Below are 15806 nucleotides of genomic sequence, written 5' to 3' on the forward strand. Positions count from 1 at the left end.
TCTATACCTAATTATTCCATCATTCGTTACCTCCCGTTTTTCCAAATAAAAATCACAGGCCAGCTGCCTGTGATTTAGAGTAAACGGAAAGATCATCTACAAATGTGGTACAGTCGCATAATCGCCTGGCCCCATAAACCTATCTTTTTAGGATTAGAAGGAAATAAATATGGCCGCCTGCCTTCATCAAAATATACTTTCCCTTTTAAAAAGCATAAAAAAAAGGCAGAACGGTCCGCCTTTTTTACATATAACATATCCCTATGCAAAATGAAAGTTATTAAAAAGGACAGACTGATCCCGTTTACTCTGCAACACAAGCAGAGCCTTTGAACGTATGAAATTACTGTTCAGAGCACGGAACCAAATTCTAGGTAACATTTTTAATAATCCTCCTAAACATTAAATAAATTACTTTCAAAAGTTTATCCCTGCATTTTTGATATGTCAATAGAGCTTTTCTTTTTAAGCAACCTTCCCAGTATCTCGATACTTGTCAGTTCTTTCACCGTTTTAGTACGCTGGCCTGTATCCCGCGTTTCCTTACTAACTAATTTGATAAGATGTTTGGCTTATTGAATTGATATAAAGGATTAAACTTCAATGGTGTCTTACGTTGAGTTGACGAATGTAGTTAAAAAAAAAAGAGAGTCAGGAAATCATACTTTCTCATCTCTCAATAGTGACGTCTATCAAATCTACGATGATAAACTTAAAGTATAAACAATAACTACCCTAAATTTTTGAATAGGACTTTGGAAGAAAGTAGAGAAAACATGAAAGAAGAGTTTTTCATAACATATCCCAGGAATTATTATCGGGGGAAAATATTTAGGTTAGCTCTCATTATTGAACGAATGCCCTGAAATTCTACTTCATTACGTTTACCTGCAACATACACTTTATATTTATATAGGGAGGAAATATGTATATAACAAGTGGGGAATTGGCAAAGCGTTTCAATGTATCCATTAGAACCATTCGATATTATGATCAAATTGGCCTGGTATGTCCTTCTAAATTAGGTGAGGGAGGCAAACGGTTCTATTCAGCGGAAGACTGCCTAATTCTACAAAAGGTCCTGTTGCTTAAATCTCTTGCGCTCCCACTCGAAGAAATAAATAGGATAATCACAGATCAATCCACAGAGAGTATTCTAATGGTGCATAAATCATATTTGGAAGAGCAAGTATCTAACATACAAAAATCAATTGCACATACAAGTTCGTTACTGAACATTCTTACTTTGGAGGGGACGATTAATTGGGAAGATCTCATCTCCCTGGTAACCCCTCCAAAACAAAAAAGAACCTGGAGCTCATATTTTTCTGCTGACGAACAAGAAAAACTACGCGAGAGTCTGCCCAAATTAGAGATGGATACTCCCTCTATTAAAAGGTGGATTAATCTTGTTAGACGAATTGAGCTATGTATACAAGACAATATCTCCCCAGGTTCAGAGCATGCTAAGCTTATTATAGAAGATATTGAGATTCTCTCACAAGAAACTTTTCAGGGGGACCAAAACCTGATGGATAAGTTTTGGAGAGTACGCCGTTCTCAAGAATTATCAAATGAACTAAATCTGTATCCGATCAACCAGGAAATCATCGATTTTCTCGAAGAGGCTTATGCCCTCACCCAAGGGCAACTAGGATGATGAAAATTCCATTCGTTGTCCCATGTATAATCATTGCTGGAACAATGGACCCTGTTTTTTCATACGTCCAGGCAAATATAAGTCCGGATACAAAATTTAATAAGAGGGTATTGTATGTTGGAATGTGTACGATCATAAAAATAAATGAACTAGCCAACATGCTAACAGGTACTCCGTATCTGCTGCGTAAGAAACGATAAAGGAATCCTCGGTAAAATATTTCTTCATATACAGGGGAAATAATAGCTGCTGATACAAACCCAATCAAGAAGTTAAGAGGTGTCATTCTCGACTGCAGGCTTTCTGTCTTACTATTTTCCGAACCAATCCCTAGGAATAGCTCTATAACTATAACCATTACAAAGGCTATTGAGATAATTGCAAATGTCCATGCAACAATGGGTTTCCAATACCTTGAAGTAAATCCTCTCAGACCGACTTCCTTCCAGCTAAGATTTTCTGGCTTTATGGCCAAGAAATAAAGTCCGAACATGAAGGTGATGGCCATGATAAAACCTGTTAATATTCCTGAATAAAAATCATTTTGCAATACTTCTGTTAGATACCCCATTAATAAAAATTCTATAAAGATAGGAACCAGCACTAGCACCAATATAAGTAATTTTGTTACGACTTTCCAATTCCACGGTGATGTTCCAAAAAAACAATCGTGATTTTGCATTTTTTATCCCTCCCTTATTTAGACAGTAAAGGATGACGTTGCGTAACCTGCAAATTTTTTTTAATTTTTTAATGTGAAACCTTCTCATGAGGATCGTGTCAATTTAATATTCATGGGTTTTAAGATTAACTTTGCACTAAAATACGCAAAAAGAAAAAGAGCATGATACCACTGAGGTATTTGCTCTTTTTTAACTAACGCTAACCCGTTACTTCAATGAAAACGGTTATTCTATATCCTTAAATGGTTGTCCTTATATAATCCTTCCCCAATCCTTGGCAGTTATCTTCCGTTTAAACACCGCTTTTTTTCCATGAACCAGTCTACCACTCTATGATCTATCTTCCGATCATAATAAGATAATCCTGAAATATGTCCTATCTTCTTACTAGGATGTAAAAGTAGTTAATATCGACGAATTACTTCCACCTTCCAACTGCTAATGGTCCATAAAAATTCATACTTGAAATAATATGTGCCATCTCTTGAGGTGATTCTTTATGTCCAGTTTCAATCCAGTGCTGAACAACTCCTAAATGAGCAGAAACCAAGTATGCGACTAAATAATCTGGTGGGAACTGTGTAACATTTTGCTCTACATGAGCAAATCTAGATTTTATTTGGTTTGCAATCAAATATTTCATTTTGCTTGGAAAGGCTGGATCCCCTTTAGGACCTAGAATGGCTTTCACAAACATCGCGTTTTCTTTTAAGAATGCAAAATATTTTACTGCTGCTAAAGGAGGAGCAGTGGTTTTATCCCAATCTCCAACATCGTATCCAGTTCATTTGCTATCTTTTTCATTCCCTTAAGAATTTCTTCTTCACTTTGCTCAAGAAGATCATATTTATCTTGAAAATGTAAATAAAACGTTCCTCGGTTAATATCAGCTCGTTCTGTAAGGTCTTTAATAGTTACACGATCCAAACCTTTTTCCACAATTAATTCTGCAAATGTATTTCGAATGAGTGTTCTTGTTTGGGCAACTCTCCGGTCGTTACTATTCAGCACCAACGCCTCCAAAACTAGTATAGACAGTATTTAGCCTTATGTTTATTAATCAACATAAGGCCACATACTGTTTATTGAATTTAAGTAAAGCTTAATTATAATGGGATATAGAACATTACTCAACACAGTGTTCATTATTATTTAGGGAGTGTGTATGGTGGCAACGAACAAACAATCTTCAGTACTTTCTCATTTCGTGTCAATATTACTTTTACCTCTTAATGTTACAGTTATTATCCCTGCACTATTATTATTTTTCTTTCATAATTCTGTCGGTTGGGGCGTGGAACCTCCTATCACTATATTAGTTGTATTGATAGGGGCAATAATTATGATTTTAGGGCTGTTACTGGTCATATTAACTATTTTTCAGTTTGCAACAAAAGGGAAAGGAACATTAGCCCCATGGGACCCCCAAGAAAACTAGTTGTAAGCGGTCCGTATCAATATACTCGGAACCCTATGATAAGCGGAGTGGTATTCATATTACTCGGTGAAGTGATTATTTTTGGTTCCATTTTTTTACTTGTATGGTTTCTCTTTTTCACGATCGTAAATTATACTTATTTTATTGTAGGAGAAGAGCCTAAACTTCAAAAACAGTTTGGAGAGGACTACGGGGAATATAAAAGGAACGTACCTAGATTGTTCCCTAGACGTACACCATGGACGCCAGGAAAGAAGTGAAATATGTGCATTTATATATTGTAATAAGGTATAGATCCTGTCCAGTAAACGTAGCATGTGCCCGTTTCAAAGCACTTTCAATAAGTGCACGGTCTTTGATTCCAACATCCATAATCACTGCTATCCTCTACGATCCTTTTATAAAAAACGATAACGTGGTCAGTATTTATAACCTTCATTATTAGTTGCAATTGAACTTAGTGGAATACCTGCAGGAAAAGAACGTTCACCTTGTCATCATGGATATGGGAATTGATACAAGAACCCCTACCGGTAAATTCTTTCTAAAAGTCATGAGTGGATTTAGTGAATTAGAACGGAGCATTTTAAAGGAAAAACAACGGAATGCTTTTGAGACTTTCTCAACAGCCTGAACGCCTTTGAGGCGTTTTTCTTTTTTATGACTTGTATCCCTTTGAAACTACCGAAAAGTTTGAATATAAAGCTCACAGAAAATCGATTTTTATCAATCCCAGAAATCTTCATAATCCACGTCAAAACCCTCTTTTCGTAAAGCCTTAATGATCTTTTTAGAATTTTTCATATCCTATTGTGAGTATGGCCGGCGTTTTTTACCACGTATGCAATCTTTTGTACCAGCTTTTGCGGAGACCTTACCAGTCTTAAAAATGGATGCAGCTTCAGTTAATGAAGAATGCATCCATTTTGTAAATAAGAAGCGCTCGAGTAAAGCCATATTTATTATCGCTTTCCTGCTTACCCTCTTTCAATGATCACCTTTTGACTTATGCTTTTTTACTGTAGTTTAGATTATGATCCTTTAGCGTTTTATCTTTCCCGAATAAGAAATGTTTCTCCATATCCGGTGAATATTTGGAATTAATAGATTCGTATCCTACCGCTTCTGCTACTGCTCTTATCATCGCAGGTGAGGCCCCGCAACAAAGACCAATATAATTAATACCAATATCTTTTGCTTCTTTCGCCCATTCCGCTAATTCGTATCGATTGTGATAAAGGGGGTCTAAGGATGTCGGGAACGTGGTTTCGGTCGGCAAAGAACAACTGCATCCTCCATCGGGCAAGTTGAAGAACGTCGGGTGTTCTTCTGTCGTGCGATATGGAATAGGCAATCCACCGACATATCCTTCTACCTCATTTCTAATTCCCTTCAGGTATGGCTGCATCGTATTTGGTCCGCGGAAACAGTTCATCCCAACCACTAACGCACCTTTTTCAGAAAGAATTTTACAGGATTCTTCAACGGTATAACCATCCCGCAGTATATTTTCTCCCATCAGTCCTAATGTAACTACTGCCGGCAGACCTTGTTTTTGAATTTCCTCTAGCGCAATAACAGCCTCTTCATGGTAATAAAAAGTTTCCGCATTTATAAAATCGACGCCTTCTTCTTTACACCACGTGGTCATTTCTGCAAATATACTTCTTACTTCTTCCGCAGAATCAGCATCTTTCGAATCAAAAATATTCGTATTCGAAATGTTGCCTGCAACTAACGCTTCTTCTGTAGGATGTTCCTTCGCCACTTCCTTCGCCAAACGAATCGCACTCCGGTTTAACGGTTCGTGTAAATGTTCTTTACCTATAATTCTCATTTTTTCACGGTGGGCATTATAGGTGAAAGCTAAAACCACATCTGAACCGGCATTCATGTAATCTCGATATACTTGCTTTAAAACCTCCGGGTGCTCCAGCGCTACTTCTGGTACAAACGATCCTGCCTGTAAATAACCTCTGCGCTCCATTTCAAATAAATATCCTTCGGCTACAACGACTGTGCCTTCGTTTAATCTTTGTTCTAAACTTCTTTTCCCCACTGTTAACCCTCTCCTTTAGTAATGTAGGGTCAGTGTAGCATTGAATAATGGTATAGCATAACACGTAAATTCTATGCTTTGTCATAGCTTTAACCTATAGCAAAGGTAGTTCTTCGGCAATCGTTTCCTTTAAGAAATTAATATAAATCGTTGCCAGCGGGCTGTTTGCCACATTCTTATGTTGAATATACCCGACTGTAATGCTCTCATCCACCTTAAGCGGCACCGCCACAATATCATCGTCGTTGATGTCATAACTGATTACCCCTGTGGAAATCGTGTATCCATTCAATCCTATCAGCAGGTTAAACAACGTGGCCCGGTCACTGACACGAATATTTTTGCGCCTTGAGATGGTGCTTAATATCTCCTCGGAGAAATGAAACGAATTATAGTCCCCTTGTTCAAATGACAAATACGGATAAGGATCCAAATCAGCTAAGGTAACATACTTCTGAGACGCAAGTGGATTAGTTGAACTGATGAACACATGCGGCTTGGCCTGAAATAGCTCATGAAACGTTAAATTTCCTTCTCTCAGAAACTTCCGAATGACCTGTTGGTTAAAATCATTTACATACAAAATCCCAATTTCACTGCGAAGGTTTTTTACGTCATCAATGATTTCATACGTCCTCGTCTCTCGTAACGTAAACTCATATTCATCCCGATTATAATTTTTCAACAGCTTCACAAACGCACTGACCGCAAAGGCATAGTGCTGGGCAGATACAGAGAAATGCTGCTGCGGGGATTGAGTCGCATTGGCATAGCGGTTTTCAAGCAAGTCTGTCTGTTCAATCACCTGCCTGGCGTAACCTAAAAACTCCGAACCCTCTGACGTAATAACAATCCCCTTATTCGTACGAGAAAAAATCGCAATCCCCAGTTCATTCTCCAATTCTTTAATCGAATTCGACAGACTCGGCTGACTAATAAACAATCGATGCGCAGCTTTACTAATCGATCGTTGCTTCGCCACTTCAATTACATATCTCAATTGTTGCAATGTCACTTAAACTCCTCCTACCTTTGTTTTGAGATGGTGCGTTGGCTTTGCTCTTCTCCATGCAATTCAAGCATGTAGCGGTATGGGAACATAAAAAAACCTTTGTAAACAAATGTCATGCCAAAAAGGGGCACGTTCATTCAGTATACAGGAGGTTTGGTAAACGATTCTGCATAAGGTGGTAAAAAGCTCCGTAAGAAGTGGTACAAAAGATTGCAGTGCTGGTGCAAATTAAGTGCAATATTCATATTGTTTTTTTGATTTTCTAACGTACATACCACTCGTCCTTTTTAGGTATTATATCGGATCTGTTTTTAAGGCATGAGTTAAAGGTAATATAACCTCTTTATAACCTTTCTTTTAGTAGGTCAGCGTCTTTAAACATTTGTGACCATTTATTATTCTCTTCTTTTTTATACCTATGTTAACTCAGAGTACACCCTGTACTAACAATTGACATCTCAGTAATGGAAAGGGGTTCGTTTGTTCAAACAGACTGGTTCAAAAGGGAGAAGACAATTTTGCATAGCAAAGTGTAAGTTGTAAACACCAGTCAGTATTTCGGGGGTCCTATGGCAGAATAAAGTATTTAAAACTACTAGACATGCATAATATTTATATTTGTGGAAAATTTTTCTTAATTTTTATATATTTTTTACCTAAAAAATGATAAATTTTACCTAAATGTTTTATAAGGGAGGTTAGTTATGAGTAGAATTACGGAAATGATATTAGGGATTCTAGGTGGTTTAATAGGATTTTGTGGTGCTTTTTTAGCCTTATTCATGGGAAGTGTAGATGAAGCTTTTAATGGTAGTAGTAGTTTGATGGGTTTAGGTACTAGTGCCTTTTTATTTAGTTCTTTAGCAATCATAGGAGCTATTATTATAAAGTTTAAAGCCAAATTAGGTGGATGGTTAATGCTGATCAGTGGTATTGCAATTTTAATTTCTATTAGTTTATTCGGAGTAGTTCCAGCGTTATTTCTTATCCCTGCAGGGTTGATGGGAATATTGCGTAAAGAAAAGAAACAACAGATTAAGGGCGATGTGGCTTAAAAATATCGTACTTGCAGAATAAATAACTTTAGGAGGAAATCATAGTGAAAAAATTTGCTTTAAGTATAGGAACAGTAGCTGTGGTAGGAACTTTGGTAGCATGTGGAGAGGGTACAGAGGTTTCCAGTTCGGAAGATAATCAAAGCGAGGAAGCTGAAGGGGCAGAAGTAGAAGAAGAAGTTGATGATTCAGAAGAGAGTCAAGGAGATAGTGAAGAGGATCTAGAAGAGGATCTAGAAGAGGATTTAGAAGAAAATGAGGAAGATGCTGATGAGGAATTTGGCACTCGTGACAATCCTGTTTCGGATGGAGAAACTGCAGAAATTCAAGGAAACGACTTTTGGCACGGTGAAGTACATTATGAACTAACACTTCTTGAGTCGATAAGTGGGGAAGAAGCTGCAGAGATGGTGAAAGCAGGGAATGAATTTAACGAAGATGCTGGAGATGGAAAAGAGTATATCCTTGCTAAATTCCATGTAAAGGTTCATGAAGTTGAGGAAGAGCCTTTTGAAGTAAACACTCAACAATTTGATGTAATAAGTGAAGGTGGTTCTTCTTATGAGGATTTTGTAAGTGTGTCTGGTCTTGATCCTGAGTTCCGTTCTGATCTTTATGAAGGTGGAGATACAGAAGGTTGGGTACCATTTATCGTTGATGCAGATGATGAAAAACCATTAGTTAAATACGAGGATGCCTGGTTTAACCTTCGTGGTGAATAAAAAGAAGCTTATAAAATAAACAAAAGAGTGGTAGCAGACCAGAAACACTGCATCACTCTTTCTCAATTTTATAATTACTGATAAAAATCACCTTTACAGGAAGAGGAACACTTAATTGTGCCTCTTTCGATACTATAGTAAGGTTTTTCTCTTACCTCACCACATTTACACCTGACTTCAACATATAGTCTCTCTTGTCTGCCTTTCTTTCCTTCAAGTTTTCTACCAATCACTTTGGTAATGGTTAAATTTCCATATTGTTTACCCACCAGGCAATTAATTAGTTTTTTTCTTTTTTCAGGTCGTAATTCGAAAAATTCTTCTGCTTCTTCTTGAGGTATCACCCAAATTCCGTCTTGGTCGGTATAAGCTCCTTTTATCTGTCCGTGCATCATTAATATTCTAACAATCTCAGGATACTCGTTTATTATTGTTGCTAATTTAGCAATAGAATAGTGTTTTTTTCTTTTCTCTTTTTTCTTTTTTATTTCTTCTTCTAACATAGGTTTCAGAATATCCAATGATTTCTCAAGTTCGTAGGTATCATAATTCAACCCTTGTATATACTCTTTAAACTGTTCTAAAGTGTTGTTACCAAATGAGTACCTACCATGAAAATCGTTATGGCATTCACAACAAAGTGCAACCCCATTTTCCGGGATGAATCGTACATTCTCGTATTCATCAAAACCATATAAATGATGAGCCACTTCAATCGGTCTGTTTTGACATATAGCGCAGTTTACTCTTGTCTTCTTTACAAGTCTATACCACCTTTTATAAAGAGCGTCATTTCTACTTTCTAGATTCTCTAAACTTTTACCATGTACATACAAGGGACTATTCAGGCCGCTTAGGTAATCTATTTTACAATCCACACAAACAAATGCATTATTCTTATGATAAGTTTCAATATCATGACGTAAAATACTTTTTACCCAAGTTGTGTTCTCATGGTTGAATTTACAAATAATGGAAATCTGTTGTTTAGTTTTAAAACCTATTAATTGCTCTTCATCTTTGATTTTGAATCCAAGTTCTGTTTGGTATTGCTTAAACTTTTTTAAAAGCTCTTCTTCTCTACATTTTCCGCACCTTACATTTCTATATATAACTTTACTTGGTCTTTTGGTATCATTATGTCCACACGCTACCCATACTCCATTTATCTCATGATGTGTTCCCTTCCAATTATCAGGGACCTACACCTTCTTCTCTCTGTAACAAATCCTGATCTATTAATTTTCCATGGGGAACCGTTTGGACAAATAACAGATAAATTAGTTTTACTGTCTTTGTAATTATTGAATGTGAATTTTGGTATATAACTCTCTTTTTTTAGGTTCTTAATAAAGTCTTCACAAGCGTTCTTTCGATCGAGGTATCTAACACACTCCAAGCAGTCTTGTCCTTGTTTCTTTATCTTGGAGGGAGCTAACTTTCTTGTGTGTCCCCTACTACAAAGGACTTCTACAGTATGAGCTCCGTTAACCACATCACCAATTCTTTTCCACCCAATTAGATAAGTATTTAGCTCTTTTTCGAATTTTTGATTTGTCCATTTTTTATCTAGACCCACACTTTTCACTTCCTAGCTATACACTTTTGTAAAGCAGCCCCTAAAGAGAATGTATCCTACTAATTTTAAGTCACCTTGACCTACCACACGTTTTCCACTAAATAACAACATAAATGTTTACCAGAAAGGAAAACTACTTTTTCGCTTGAAACTCTTTTCTATGATTGAAGAGCTTCATAAATATTAAATATAGGTAGAGTCTTATAAAAATGTTGTGTTTCCTTATCCAATCTTTCAAAATAACTTGTTGCTACTCTTTTATTTTCGGTTAGGACATTTACACAAAAATTCACTTGGTTGTTAGAGTGCTCTGTACTAAGGTCTATGAGCATATCAATTTGGGCGTCAGTGAGTCTATTTTGCTTTCTATATAAAGTTTGCATTAAATTTATAGATGCTGTGGGATAGCAGTCACTTACTTGACTTTTATACTGCTCTAAAAATTTATTGTATATATGTTCCACTAATTCTAAAAGTTGCGATTGTTGATTTTGGTCATAAGCATGTAAACACCGAAGACAAAAGGAATTTAAATCTTCAAAAACGATAGGGTTATTTAAATTTTTAATACTGGCAAAAGATCTTTTTAATACTTCGTAATTAAGATTATTTGCTTCTGTAAGAATATTTTTAGACAAAAGTATATATGGACTGTGGTCAAATTTTTCTCCAGTATCCTGAACAACTAAAGTGACCACCGTCTTTTCTGCTTCAGGGGAAAAGGCATGCATCAATTTATTTGGTAATGAGGGATCATAGAAGAGCGCAAAACACAGATCACCTACAGAAAGCTTCCCAAAATGAATAGAGTCCTTATTGTTCATAGAAATATTATCTATTTCATTTTCAAGAAGGGCATTAGCTAAAGCTAATAACTTGAATATCGGATTTTTTTCGGTATTTCCAATTGGTGTATGTTCATCTACTTCTAATATTTTCAATGCTTGTTTGATTTTATTAACGTCTCGTTCAAATACTTCTAATTCTTTTAATGTTTCTTTGCGTTGTAGTTTATCTTCTTTGTAATAAAAAACGTCCTCCAATAAAGCTCTGCCTTTTTCATCTAAAACTTTGAGTTTTTCACTTTCATTAAAGTTAAGTAAAAATTGAATTACTTTTGACAAAGATTCTACAGAGTATGAATCAATAATTTTATAAGAAATACCATCCCCATAAAAGTTTAATTCTAAAGTATTTTCTATTATAATTTTCCATTCAGAATCTTTATTTATACTAATTTCTTGATATAAAGAATGCACTTTTCTTCCGTCTAATATTATCTTTCCATTAAACTTTTTACTTACTTCATCTATTTCTTTTATATGGTGCAATGGATATTTTAAATCGCTTCCTTTTTTAATGCCATAAAGATAAAATTCATGGTCAAACAGTTTCAACTTTTTTTGGGCCTTATCAAATGTAGGACTGCTTAAAACAAAGCGTTCATACTCATGATCTTTTAACGCATCTTCTATAATTCTAGTAGTCTGGTGTTCTCTTTCTCTTATGAACCTTTTACAAATTGATGTTAGATCATAATTATTAATGGGTTTCAATTTTAATCTTTTTGTTTTCTGACCTTCCTTAAAAGACTGCAGTATAGAATGCAGTTCTTTTCCTAATAGAATTTTAAAAAACACTTTTCGTTTAGTCTTATGGTTTTTCTTATTTATTTTTACTACAAAGAACAAAACACCATTACATTTATAAAAGTACTCATAGTGTTCTTTCTCTAAAGGAAACTTAGCATCCCCTTTGAATCTTTGTGTAGTGCCTTTAACTTGAACTGGAACGCTTCCAATGATACTTTTAACAGTTGGCTTAACAGTGGAGAAAACATCTATGCTACCATCAAAAGATATATCTTTATCATTTTTTTCTAAATTGCTGTAAAGATATTCAGATTCACTTATTAAATCTTCTACTGCTACAATACCTATCTGTTCAATTTTCTTTTGATCCAAAATATCCCCCCTAACATTTACATTATAATCCAATTTGGAAGTAGAGCATAATTATTAATGTGGTGTTCCGGTAGAGTATACCCTATTGGGATAAGTCAGAAAGTACGGTAGAATGGGAAGTAGAGTTGTCCCAATTGACTTATTCCAAAATAGAGATGAAAAAATGACCACTTTTGGGTATGCCAGAGTTAGTTCTCAAGACCAGAACTTACATACGCAACTAGAACAACTACATGACTTTGGAGTCGATGAAATTGTCTCGGAGAAAATCACAGGTGTTTCAAAGAAGAAAGAAAAACTGGACACTTTGATTGACCGCCTTCAAGAAGAAGACATTTTGGTTGTCACACGAATGGACCGATTAGGGAGAAGTACAGTGCAATTATTGAACTTAGTGGAATACCTGCAGGAAAAGAACGTTCACCTTGTCATCATGGATATGGGAATTGATACAATAACCCCTACTGGTAAATTCTTTCTAACAGTCATGAGTGGATTTAGTGAATTAGAACGGAGCATTTTAAAGGAAAAACAACGGAAAGGCATTGAACTTGCGAAAAAAGAAGGAAAATACAGAGGAAGAGTGAAAAAATATCATGATAGCCATAAAGGAATGAATTATGCAATTAAACTTTATAAAGAAGGAAACCATACGGTGAGTGAAATTTGTGAGATAACAAATGTATCAAGAAGTTCTCTTTATAGAAACCTTTAAAATACTGACCAGAGAAATATTAATCCGTGAAAGATCTTAGACAGCCCCCATTGTCACTTTAAATTTAAGCTGAAACGCCTAACCCCGTACCACTATAATAGGGGTACGGGGTTAGGGTACCTTGAGTAAGTTATTTCAACTTACCCTTTTTAGACAACTTCATTTTTTTTAGGTAAACAACATTTTTTATATTTTACACCACTTTCACAGGGACAGCTGTCATTTCTGCCAATTTTCTTTCTCTTTCTTGATTCAATTTGTGTATTAAATTTTGCGTAGGGGTCTTTTATAAGTTGTAAGTCAAGCATATAAATTTTATTATCACTTTTATTTATTGTGGGTACTGGAATATAAGTTTTTTTATAGCAATCAATATAAGGTTGTATTGCTACTGGTTCATTTAAGAATGCCTTAAATTCTTCAACTGTTGGGTAATCTTTTTTCCATAGTTTTTTGTACTGCGATTCGTTAATTTCACTGGCAATTGAAATTCCTTTAACATCAGGTGACATAAAAAATTTAAGTAGTGACGAGGAATCTATTATCTGTACTCCGTCTCGTATAGTAGACGAAAAATCAATATTATTAGTACAAACCAACTTTATTATTTTTTCTTCTTTAGGAGGTATTTGTGGCAATTCAAAACTACATCGTTCTCTTATTTCTCTCCAATCATTTTTAATAACATCTACCCTACGATTAACTTGTTCTACTCCTTCATCTATAGTCTTTAATATTTCCTTTTTATCATAGTCAGAGAAAGCATGTTTAACATGCTTAAATTCTATTAAAAGTAAATAATCATCAAATTCTGCTATAAAATCAAACTGCACTTCCTTACCATCAGTAGCTATAAATTTAATTTCATTGTTGTTTACTTTAAGAAAAGGATTAAATGAAAGAATGTATCTTAAATCTTTTTCGAAAACTTTCCCTTTAACAGATATTTCTTTATTCCATCTAGAGCTTATCCATTCAACTACTCTAACAATATTCATTTGTAAGATTAAACTGGGACATAATATTACTTTATTTTTCCCTACGTAAATCAATGGTTGTGAAAAGACATCCAATTTTAATTTCCTTTGAAAAATAAAAATATCTAATATTTTCTCTGCTACTTGTATATCTAAATTATATAAAGACGAAAAGTGCTTAATAAAGTGTTCTATATCTATAATAGGTGATAAAAGTTTGTAATGATTTGTATTATTCTCATCAAAGATATTTAGCACTGATTTTTGGTAAATAGTAGCGATGGTAAACATATATTCAAACCCTTTAATTAAATCTAAAACCTTAACACCATCGTTCTGTAACTCAAAATATACTTTATCTAATGCTTTTAATTGCCCTTTTATCCAGCTTTTTATATAAAAGTTAGCAAGAAAGAAATTGTGCTTATCTACTTTAAATATATTTTGAAGGTCAGTTAAATCTACGTTTCCTATTTTGTCCATAAACTTAACTGAACTTCTGTATTCTTTTAAATTAGTAGATTTTATTTCTTGTGTGTTAGAATATTGTCGATAATGATAACGATTGAGTGCAATTCTTTCTTTTTTAAAGTCTTCATGGGATGGTGGTTCGAATATATATGTCTTGTCTCTTTGGTCTTTTATTATTTTATATTCGAAATCTCTATATTTTAATTTATTCCATATTAACGAAAGTATATTTTTCTGGTGAGCTAGGTATACTATTTCCTCAAAACTTGGATTTTCGTAAGGTATACTTTCATGCTCATAATTTTCCTGCTTTTCAATAGATTTTCCTCCACAGAAATAGAGATATTGAAATAACGTATCAATTATTTCAGTTAGCGCTTCAAAATTATCAGACATAGAGACTTTTAAATCTGCCACATTATTCACTTCATATCGAGATATATGATCTTCAACACCAGTTATGAAGCTCTTTTGATTTTGTTTACTTTTATCAAATAATCTTTTTTGATCCTCAAAATAAATACACATCATTTGTAACTGTTCAGAAAGCTGATAGGTTGAGAAACTATTCTGTTTCAGTCTATCTAAGATACTTTGATGATTTTGACTTATAATGTGCAACGCTGAAAAAATGTTAGAAACCTTGATGTAATTTTCAATATCTATCTCTCTCTCTATTAACTTGATTCCAGCGATAAGGAAGGCCTGGTGTAACTTATTCATTAAATCCTCTGAAAATTTATGAGCTGTTGGATCGGTAATCAAATTTAATAGCATCCTTTTTTTAAACTTTTCAGGATTGTCAATGTACAAATCCACAAGTAAACGGGCAACATCGTCTTTCTTATCATTTTTTAAAGCGTAATTGATAGCAGCATAATCCATCTAGCTCTCCCCCTCTATCACACCTAAATTTTTCCATTTAAACTATTATACCATTAATTACTTATTAGTAATTCCAATTTAGAGTGGGAGAGAAATGATAAATGCTAGAAGTCATGCTATACATAAAAGTGTAAAATGCCCAAGTTAAACAAGTCTTCCAAATAAAATTAGGTAAAAACGAATGGATAATAAGTTGACTATAATGAAAATACCTACAAAGTAAAATGATAAATGAGAACCATTCCCATTTATCAATGAAGTGTATTATCCTATAAGAGAGAATACGTTATATTCTTTCTTTATCGCCTGCTAAGGCTTTTTTTCATCTTTGTCTAGAACCTCCTAAGACAATAAACCCTTCTTTCATCCAAGAAGGGTTTATTGTCCCCTTTTTGTTCCATGTGTTCATGTATAATAAGGTGCCTATCACCTAATAATAAAGGTACAACAAAGATCACCCTTCTGAATCGCAAAAAAGAAGCACCCCGGACCATACGTCGGTCTAGGATGCTTCTTTTTTTTGATCCTCAACCGAAGAAAGGCTTTTCTTTACATGGTGTCTTATCCTAATTACTACCTTTAAATA

General features: G+C 34.6%; 14 protein-coding genes and 2 pseudogenes. 7 read left to right on the forward strand and 9 right to left on the reverse strand.

Features of this window, described 5'->3' with window-relative positions; genetic code table 11:
* The first annotated feature begins 925 nt into the window (after positions 1 to 925).
* Positions 926 to 1660, forward strand: a complete 735-nt coding sequence (locus ACFPU1_RS04005) for a MerR family transcriptional regulator (protein WP_385938910.1) — start codon at positions 926 to 928, stop codon at positions 1658 to 1660.
* Here the strand turns inward: ACFPU1_RS04005 and ACFPU1_RS04010 are convergent.
* From ACFPU1_RS04010 to ACFPU1_RS04020, 3 genes and pseudogenes are all read right to left on the reverse strand, one after another.
* Positions 1638 to 2342 (reverse strand): CPBP family intramembrane glutamic endopeptidase, encoded by a 705-nt coding sequence (locus ACFPU1_RS04010; RefSeq protein WP_385938912.1) that lies wholly within the window; start codon positions 2340 to 2342, stop codon positions 1638 to 1640. The two genes, ACFPU1_RS04005 and ACFPU1_RS04010, sit on opposite strands and share 23 nt — an antisense overlap.
* Before the next feature lie 419 nt (positions 2343 to 2761).
* Positions 2762 to 3061 (reverse strand): annotated as a pseudogene (locus tag ACFPU1_RS04015) (TetR-like C-terminal domain-containing protein); the annotation flags it as partial.
* A gap of 17 nt (positions 3062 to 3078) precedes the next feature.
* Positions 3079 to 3354: a TetR/AcrR family transcriptional regulator gene (locus ACFPU1_RS04020; protein ID WP_385938914.1), complete on the reverse strand. Its 276-nt coding sequence runs from the start codon at positions 3352 to 3354 to the stop codon at positions 3079 to 3081.
* Between the two features lie 157 nt (positions 3355 to 3511).
* Here ACFPU1_RS04020 and ACFPU1_RS04025 point away from each other — a divergent pair, with 157 nt between their 5' ends.
* The 3 genes and pseudogenes from ACFPU1_RS04025 to ACFPU1_RS04035 all read left to right on the forward strand — a co-directional run.
* Positions 3512 to 3781: a hypothetical protein gene (locus ACFPU1_RS04025; RefSeq protein ID WP_385938916.1), complete on the forward strand. Its 270-nt coding sequence runs from the start codon at positions 3512 to 3514 to the stop codon at positions 3779 to 3781.
* Positions 3760 to 4041 carry a methyltransferase family protein gene (locus tag ACFPU1_RS04030; protein ID WP_385938918.1) on the forward strand — a complete coding sequence of 94 codons (282 nt, stop codon included), beginning with the start codon at positions 3760 to 3762 and terminating at the stop codon, positions 4039 to 4041. Before ACFPU1_RS04025 ends, ACFPU1_RS04030 begins: the two co-directional genes overlap by 22 nt.
* A gap of 191 nt (positions 4042 to 4232) precedes the next feature.
* Positions 4233 to 4385, forward strand: a pseudogene (locus ACFPU1_RS04035) (recombinase family protein); the annotation flags it as partial.
* A gap of 402 nt (positions 4386 to 4787) precedes the next feature.
* Here ACFPU1_RS04035 and ACFPU1_RS04040 read toward each other — a convergent pair.
* Positions 4788 to 5840: a homocysteine S-methyltransferase family protein gene (locus tag ACFPU1_RS04040; RefSeq protein ID WP_054637468.1), complete on the reverse strand. Its 1053-nt coding sequence runs from the start codon at positions 5838 to 5840 to the stop codon at positions 4788 to 4790.
* A 94-nt stretch (positions 5841 to 5934) separates the two neighbouring features.
* On the reverse strand, positions 5935 to 6855 hold the full coding sequence (locus ACFPU1_RS04045) for a LysR family transcriptional regulator (RefSeq protein ID WP_385938920.1): 921 nt from the start codon (positions 6853 to 6855) through the stop codon (positions 5935 to 5937).
* Positions 6856 to 7556: 701 nt separating this feature from the next.
* On the opposite strand from ACFPU1_RS04045, the gene ACFPU1_RS04050 reads away from it, so the two are divergent.
* Positions 7557 to 7907 carry a hypothetical protein gene (locus ACFPU1_RS04050; protein WP_385938922.1) on the forward strand — a complete coding sequence of 117 codons (351 nt, stop codon included), beginning with the start codon at positions 7557 to 7559 and terminating at the stop codon, positions 7905 to 7907.
* A 44-nt stretch (positions 7908 to 7951) separates the two neighbouring features.
* Positions 7952 to 8629: a DUF4352 domain-containing protein gene (locus tag ACFPU1_RS04055; RefSeq protein WP_385938924.1), complete on the forward strand. Its 678-nt coding sequence runs from the start codon at positions 7952 to 7954 to the stop codon at positions 8627 to 8629.
* A gap of 74 nt (positions 8630 to 8703) precedes the next feature.
* On the opposite strand, the gene ACFPU1_RS04060 is transcribed toward ACFPU1_RS04055, so the two are convergent.
* From ACFPU1_RS04060 to ACFPU1_RS04070, 3 genes are all read right to left on the reverse strand, one after another.
* Positions 8704 to 9339 carry a hypothetical protein gene (locus tag ACFPU1_RS04060; RefSeq protein ID WP_385938926.1) on the reverse strand — a complete coding sequence of 212 codons (636 nt, stop codon included), beginning with the start codon at positions 9337 to 9339 and terminating at the stop codon, positions 8704 to 8706.
* Between the two features lie 455 nt (positions 9340 to 9794).
* On the reverse strand, positions 9795 to 10208 hold the full coding sequence (locus ACFPU1_RS04065; RefSeq protein ID WP_385938928.1) for a hypothetical protein: 414 nt from the start codon (positions 10206 to 10208) through the stop codon (positions 9795 to 9797).
* 158 nt (positions 10209 to 10366) lie between these two features.
* Positions 10367 to 12172: a DUF4365 domain-containing protein gene (locus tag ACFPU1_RS04070; protein ID WP_385938930.1), complete on the reverse strand. Its 1806-nt coding sequence runs from the start codon at positions 12170 to 12172 to the stop codon at positions 10367 to 10369.
* Between the two features lie 112 nt (positions 12173 to 12284).
* Here ACFPU1_RS04070 and ACFPU1_RS04075 point away from each other — a divergent pair, with 112 nt between their 5' ends.
* Positions 12285 to 12887: a recombinase family protein gene (locus ACFPU1_RS04075; protein ID WP_385938932.1), complete on the forward strand. Its 603-nt coding sequence runs from the start codon at positions 12285 to 12287 to the stop codon at positions 12885 to 12887.
* A gap of 149 nt (positions 12888 to 13036) precedes the next feature.
* Here ACFPU1_RS04075 and ACFPU1_RS04080 read toward each other — a convergent pair whose 3' ends face one another.
* On the reverse strand, positions 13037 to 15220 hold the full coding sequence (locus ACFPU1_RS04080; RefSeq protein WP_385938934.1) for a YecA family protein: 2184 nt from the start codon (positions 15218 to 15220) through the stop codon (positions 13037 to 13039).
* Between the last annotated feature and the right edge of the window lie 586 nt (positions 15221 to 15806).

The sequence above is a fragment of the Thalassorhabdus alkalitolerans genome, assembly GCF_042656525.1.
Taxonomy (GTDB): Bacteria; Bacillota; Bacilli; order Bacillales; family Marinococcaceae; genus Thalassorhabdus; species Thalassorhabdus alkalitolerans.

Coding starts and splice junctions, on each gene's coding strand:
- ACFPU1_RS04005 (WP_385938910.1), top strand. CDS start 926: ATGTATATAACAAGTGGGGAATTGGCAAAGCGTTTCAATGTATCCATT.
- ACFPU1_RS04050 (WP_385938922.1), top strand. CDS start 7,557: ATGAGTAGAATTACGGAAATGATATTAGGGATTCTAGGTGGTTTAATA.
- ACFPU1_RS04030 (WP_385938918.1), top strand. CDS start 3,760: ATGGGACCCCCAAGAAAACTAGTTGTAAGCGGTCCGTATCAATATACT.
- ACFPU1_RS04080 (WP_385938934.1), bottom strand. CDS start 15,220: ATGGATTATGCTGCTATCAATTACGCTTTAAAAAATGATAAGAAAGAC.
- ACFPU1_RS04010 (WP_385938912.1), bottom strand. CDS start 2,342: ATGCAAAATCACGATTGTTTTTTTGGAACATCACCGTGGAATTGGAAA.
- ACFPU1_RS04075 (WP_385938932.1), top strand. CDS start 12,285: ATGGGAAGTAGAGTTGTCCCAATTGACTTATTCCAAAATAGAGATGAA.